At 47.4% G+C, this 6,378-nt stretch carries 6 protein-coding genes; 2 read left to right on the plus strand and 4 right to left on the minus strand.

Annotated features, from left to right (window positions below):
* Positions 1-171 precede the first annotated feature (171 nt).
* On the plus strand, positions 172-684 hold the full coding sequence (locus KCG48_RS07800) for a ferritin (protein ID WP_211801079.1): 513 nt from the start codon (positions 172-174) through the stop codon (positions 682-684).
* A gap of 26 nt (positions 685-710) precedes the next feature.
* Here KCG48_RS07800 and KCG48_RS07805 read toward each other — a convergent pair whose 3' ends face one another.
* Positions 711-1,592 carry a DMT family transporter gene (locus KCG48_RS07805; protein WP_211801080.1) on the minus strand — a complete coding sequence of 294 codons (882 nt, stop codon included), beginning with the start codon at positions 1,590-1,592 and terminating at the stop codon, positions 711-713.
* 215 nt (positions 1,593-1,807) lie between these two features.
* Here KCG48_RS07805 and KCG48_RS07810 point away from each other — a divergent pair, with 215 nt between their 5' ends.
* Positions 1,808-3,088 (plus strand): NAD(P)/FAD-dependent oxidoreductase, encoded by a 1,281-nt coding sequence (locus tag KCG48_RS07810; RefSeq protein WP_211801081.1) that lies wholly within the window; start codon positions 1,808-1,810, stop codon positions 3,086-3,088.
* A 64-nt stretch (positions 3,089-3,152) separates the two neighbouring features.
* On the opposite strand, the gene KCG48_RS07815 is transcribed toward KCG48_RS07810, so the two are convergent.
* The 3 genes from KCG48_RS07815 to KCG48_RS07825 are packed head-to-tail and all read right to left on the minus strand — an operon-like array spanning position 3,153 to position 5,244.
* Positions 3,153-3,845: a hypothetical protein gene (locus KCG48_RS07815; protein ID WP_211801082.1), complete on the minus strand. Its 693-nt coding sequence runs from the start codon at positions 3,843-3,845 to the stop codon at positions 3,153-3,155.
* Positions 3,832-4,476, minus strand: coding sequence for an ABC transporter ATP-binding protein (locus tag KCG48_RS07820; RefSeq protein ID WP_211801083.1), 645 nt, complete (start codon positions 4,474-4,476; stop codon positions 3,832-3,834). Before KCG48_RS07820 ends, KCG48_RS07815 begins: the two co-directional genes overlap by 14 nt.
* A 9-nt stretch (positions 4,477-4,485) precedes the next feature.
* On the minus strand, positions 4,486-5,244 hold the full coding sequence (locus KCG48_RS07825) for a hypothetical protein (protein ID WP_211801084.1): 759 nt from the start codon (positions 5,242-5,244) through the stop codon (positions 4,486-4,488).
* Between the last annotated feature and the right edge of the window lie 1,134 nt (positions 5,245-6,378).

Genomic DNA, 6,378 nt, shown 5'->3' on the forward strand with positions numbered 1-6,378 from the left:
ATTCTGAACAGTCCGTGAACTTCCTTCAGGTTTCCGGAAATACGCAGTTTCCAGGGTTTCGCGTTCTTCCGTAAAGTTGTGTTTCTAAAGAAGGACGACTATAATAGAGCTATACCCCATGAATGAACCCGCAAAATTTGCGGAAATATTGTTTGAAAGGAAGGAAATCACATGTTAAGTCAAAGACTGATTGACGCCATCAATGATCAGATCAACTATGAGCTACTCTCCTCCTATCTTTATCTCTCCATGGTTGCTTACTGCGAGGATAATGACTTCCATGGTGCAGCGAACTTTTACCGTGTCCAGGCTAAGGAAGAAGTGGATCACGCCATGAAGTTCTACGATTATCTTATCGAGATGAATGCCCGTGTCATCCTGAAGGGAATTCCCGATCCCGAAGTCAACTTCGCCGGCTACAAGGATACCTTTGAGAAGTCCCTGGCCCACGAGAAGACCGTGACCGCCCGCATCTACAACCTCATGGACATCGCCATGGAGGAAAGAGAGCATGCCACCATCAGCTTCCTGAAGTGGTATGTGGACGAGCAGGTGGAAGAGGAGAACAACCTCAACACGATTTTAGGCAAAATTAAAAGAGCGGAGCAGAATCCTGCCGCCCTCTACATGCTGGATGATGAGCTCCTCACCCGCGTCTATGTCCCCATTACCCCTGCCAACTAACTCAATAAAGAACCCCAGCGCTGCAGCTATTCGCTGCGGCGCTGTTCTTTTTTCCCCAAGACCTCAAAGAGGAAGGAGGAGCCTAAAATGAGGAGGGCGCCGATCCCCTGGTTCAAGGTGATGGATTCGGACAGGAAAAGCCCTGCCAGCACCATGGCCGCCAAGGGATCCAGGTAGCTGTAGAGGGCCACATGCTGGGCATCCAGCTTCTCCACGGCTCCGAAATAGAGCGCATAGGCCACACCCGTGTGAACCACACCCAGAAGGAGAACCGGAAACCAGGCACCTGAGGTCAAGCGAAGCAAAGGCAGCCTCCCCGAAACCAGAAGATAGAGGAAGAGCACACCGCTGGCCGTGAGGAGCTCCAGGAGAGTCCGGGTTCGGCCGGGAAGGTCCTTCAGCATCCGGTTCATGAGGATCACCAGGGCGTAGAAGAAGGCCGCAGCAAGACCAAAGGCAATTCCCGCAAGGTTGGCATTCCCCACGCTCTGGGGGTTTCCGCCCGTGAGAAGGAGCGTCATGCCCAAAAGGGCAATGAACAAGGTCATTCCCCGCACCGCCGTAAACCGAAGTTGAAGAAAGAGGAAGGAAAGGCCCAGGAAAATCACTGGAGCCATGTAGTACGCTAATGTCGCACTGGTGATGCTGGTCCTTCGGTAGGCTTCAAAAAGAAGGATCCAGTTGATGCCTAGTGCCGTTCCTGCACAAAGGAGCAGCCCGCCCTGGGCTTTCACAGGGGTGAGGGCCAGCCGTTCTTTTCGCACGAAAAAGGTCAGCAGCATGACCCCGCTGCCCAGAAGGCTCCGATAAAAGGCGAGGACCACGGAGTCCACCTCCACCCGGCGGACCACAAGACCAATGCTGCCGAAAATCAGCATGGCCAAGATATAGTTTCCTTTCGACTTCATGTTGAACAACCCTCCCACCGCGATGACTGATGTTTTCTATTATACGGGAAAGGGGCCTCCTGGGCAAAGTGCCGCGAAAAATCCAGAAAAAGTTCTGAAGTAACGAAAGTTCAAATTTCATTCACAATTCATGCGTTGATATCCCCAGATATTGAGCCTATAATTCATATGAAAACGTCTCATTTCACGATAATGCAGATTTATGGAGGTACTTTATGGAAAAGAATTCCGTCCCTGGAAACGAAACTTTTCTGATTCTCGGAAACGGCCCGGCAGGCCATTTCGCTGCTTCAGAAATTCGAAAGAACAACGCGGAAGCCGAGATCGTCATCGTCTCCAAAGAACCGGAACGAACCTATTTGCGAACCCAGCTGGCCGAATGCTTCGAGGCGGCCATGCCCGATGACAAGTTCTATATGGCCAAGCTGGAATGGTACGAGAAAAACCGCATCACCCAGGTCCTGGGCGTGGAAGCCGTGTCCCTGGACACGGAGAAGAAAAACGTCACGTTTAGTGATGGCTCCTCCCGCTCTTACCACAAGCTGATCCTTGCCATGGGCAGCTACAACTTTATCCCCCCTGTGGAAACCAGCCTCTATCGTCAGGATGAGGTGGTGGAAGTGGACAAGCTCAGCAGCGCCCATTACCGTCACATCAGCGGCATCTACAGCATCCGCGAGCTGGCTGACGCCTTGGCCCTCCGGGAAAAGCTTCCTGAATCCAAGAAAGCGGTGGTCATCGGGGGCGGCCTCCTGGGCCTGGAAGCGGCCTGGAGTCTGAAAAACTGCGGTCTGGATGTCTCCGTGGTGGAGTTTTTCCCCCGGCTTCTCCCGAAGCAGCTGGATGATGAAGCGGGTGTCATCTTCAAAACCATCGCCGACGAAAGCGGAATAGAGCTCATTTTGGGCGATTCACTGGAAGGCATCAACCTGGAAGAGGATGCTGAGGGGAATCCTGTCCTCCGGAGCCTGAAACTGAAAAACGGCATGACCCTCCCCTGTGATCTTCTTCTCTTTTCCGTGGGCGTTCGCCCGGCCACATCCTTGGCCAAAGATGCCGGCATCGCCGTGGATCGCGGGATCCAGGTGAATACCCGCATGGAAACCAGCGCTCCGGACGTTTACGCCTGCGGGGATGTGGCCGAAGTGGGCGGTTTCGTTTACGGTACCTGGCCCGCTGCCCTCACCATGGGACGCGTAGCCGGTGCCAATGCCACCGGTGTGGATATGGAGTTCCCGCCCCTGGTACTCTCCACCAACTTCAATGCCCTGAACGCCAAGGTCTTCTCCGCCGGAAGCATAGATTTTAACGACCCTTCCCTGGAAGTTCTTTCCTTCCGGGCTAGAAGCAAGTATCTCTACAAGAAGCTCTTCTTCAAGGATGAGAAACTCGTTGCCGGCATTCTCCTGGGAGACACCTCCAAGTCCACCCGAGTCATGAAGGGCATTGAAAAAGGCTACTCCAAAGCCGAAGCTCTCGCCAGCGATATTCTTTAACTGCAAAACCCCCACTGCTGATTTCAGTTCAGCGGTGGGGGTTCTTTCAAATCCTCGAAAATTTTCACGGGATACTCTCCTCAAACTCTGACAACATTCGGTTTTTAAACCCGTAAATCTCGTCCAGCAGTCTTTGCGAGGTGACAAAAAACTCCTCATCCTGAGCATCTTTCCAGCGGGTATACTGGGATCGAGCTTGTCCTGATGCGTCCTTTTTCACGTTAAAATACCCATAGATTCTTTCTGTATTGAACTCTTTTTTCCCGGAAAGTGAATTCCATTTGGTGGGCTCCATAAAAATCAGATATTGCTCGCCAGGTTTCATGACGTTAAAAAAGCCATGATACAGAATCTGGTCTCTGTCGCCGGTGCTAAATCCCAAATGGGTGTATATCTTCCCCACGTCCCCTTCCGAAAGATCCCCGCGTATTCCCGTCTTCACGGTAAACTCCTGCCCAAAGCTCTCTTTTCCTATCTCTAGAACCCCCGTGGGCTCGACGATGGCAACGACGGATGACAGCATCAAATCTGATACTAACTCATCCTGATGCTTGGAATAGGAGTTATACCCTAAATCCTCCCCAACCATTCCTAAGGGAGAAGCGATATATATTTCCTCATTTTCCAGCTCCGAGTACGTGGTCATACGCGAAAGACCGGTGTCCAGAAAATGTGCGCGCTGATACTGTCCGAAAAGGAACGCCAGAAAAAAAACGCCCAACAACGCACCTGCCCAAATCCAATCACGCTTGAACATACTTCTCGAGTCTCCCTTCATGCATGGTGTAAATTTCATGGCTCAAGGATTGAATTTCCTCTCGGTCATGGCTGCAAATCACCACAATCGCGCCTTTTTGGGCTTCCTCTTCAATGATGTTTCTCCATAGCTCTAAACCCTCGCCATCCAAGGCATTGGTGGGTTCATCGAAGAGAAGGTAATCCGGTCTCTCCATGATCGCCTGGGCTATGGCAAGGCGCTGCTTCATTCCCAGCGAGTATTTCTTATACGTCCGAGGATCCTCAGGATCCAGTCCAATCCGACCCATGGCCATCCTGATCTCCTGAGGAGTGATGATCTTTTGGATGGAAGCAAGGAACTCTAGATTTTCATACCCCGTAAGATGCGGATACATCTCGGCATGTTCAATGACAACTCCCGCCCTTAAGGAGATTCCATCGGGATTGGAAAGATCAACCCCGTTAAAATCGATAGTCCCGCTCGTTGGCTGTATCAGCCTTCCCAAAGCGCGTAGAAGCATGGTTTTCCCTGACCCGTTCCGCCCGATGATCCCATATATTTTCCCCTTTTCCAAGGATAAATTCACCTGATTCAAAATTTGTGCTTTCTTGATCTTCTTGCTGTAATTTTTAACCGTTATCGTGCTCATCGTCGCCTCCTAGTGGTATTTAACCAGGGATACATCCGTTTGTTTCACCTTCCAAAAGCAAAAGAAAAAACAACTGAAGCTAATCAGTAGGTGACTGGTAAGTGCCGCCATGTCAAAGGGTGGCGAACCAGCCGTATTAATAACCAGACTGCTGAACGGAAAAAACTTCAACAGCACTGGAGATCGGTTTAAGATCGGAATTTCCGTATAACTCATAATGATGTACACTTCCATGATCTGAAGGCCATAGACCACTAGATAAGCCAATGTATTGCCTAGCGAAAGGGAAAGAATATTGATCAACATGGTTCCGGTGAACGTAACGAGGAACACCTGAACGAAAAATTTGATCAACAGAATCCAGGAAGGAAGATCCGGTGGATTCCCGGTGTGATATAGGGCAAGCAGATAGAAAGTTCCCAAATACAAAAAGACATAAATCCCCGTAAAAAAACCGAGGAACAGTGATTTTGTCATGAACCACTTTCCGATTCCAGAGATGCGGCTAAATACATACGTGTTGCTGTACCGAAACTCCTGATAAATATAACTTCCGAAAAGAATTTGAAAAAGAAAGATATAAAGAAGTCCTTCAAGGGTAAAAACAAAATAACGCCGTTCCGGGTGGGTAATGGTCCCCACGACGAATCCCATGAACAACTCTGCTACCGACCGATCAGGCTGTTTCTCTGAGATCAAGATCATCGACTCAAAGACCAGCACAAAAGGTATCGCCAACAAAGTACGGGCTAAAAATCGTTTATTCATTTCGTCGTCGGCTCCTTCTCCTTAAGGTGAACTGAACACCCAAAAAGCTCGTAAAAAAGAAGAATAGGATCATCAAAAAAAAGAAAAGAAAGCTTTTTCCGATCGTATAGCCGCTAATCTGGATGTACTGGAATAAGTTAACGTTAAGGTATGGGATACCTCTTCCATTCAAGGAATAGATATAGGCATTTAGTAGCCGAAGGGCAGTAAATATCAGAAAGCCAGGTAGTAAAAGAAGGATTTTGTGTTTTCTCAGTACCAGAGAAAACGCAAAAGATATCGCTGAAAAGGCACTGGAAAGCAATGAAGCTATAAAAATAAAGAAAAAACTGTAAAGAACCGGACTAAACAAATATAGTTTCAAAAATGGCAACCCTGAATGCCTTGAGAGGATCTCCCAATTATCCCCAACGAGTGTCGCCTGATAATAAAGTTCATTGTACCCGCCCCAAAATGTATTCTTATTGATTGGGAAGGTTACCATGCAAAGAAGCCAGTTGATCAATAAGGGAATAAAAAGAACTATAAATCCTCCGATTATCGAGACAATATATTTAGAATATAGATATAACTTTCGGCTTTGTCGAGTGAAAATATACGGATAAATATTCATCTCCTGATCATCCAAGGAGGAGAATACAAAGGGGAAAACCGCAATGATTGGTAACATGACTTCCAAATATCCGAATAGAGGAGCGGTATCATTCAACATAAATAATGCCGTAGCCGACATCATCTGACTGATATCTGTGTTCTGATACGTCATAATATTGAGGATGTAGGAGATTAGAGACAGACCAAAAACTAGCATAAATGAAACTTTAAAGGAAATTCCAGAAATCATCAGTCTAAACTGCGCTTTAATACTATCTTTATACATATTTCCCTCATACTAAATTTTATTTTACTTATCTCTATCTTAAGTATAAATCTGAAAACATTTATATTTAATGCATTTCTTAGAATATATTGCTTTTTTTGCGAATAGCATGTTGCATATCTGAATTAACTTTTCCTGATTGCTAATCAAAAAAAGATGCTTGATTAACAAGCATCGCAGACTGTAGACAAAGTAGTCATTACAAAAGTAATGGCTGCTTTTTTTGCGTAGCAATTGACTTAATATATATTTAT

It is taken from the genome of Proteiniclasticum sediminis (assembly GCF_018128025.1).
In the GTDB taxonomy this organism is placed as follows: Bacteria; Bacillota; Clostridia; order Clostridiales; family Clostridiaceae; genus Proteiniclasticum; species Proteiniclasticum sediminis.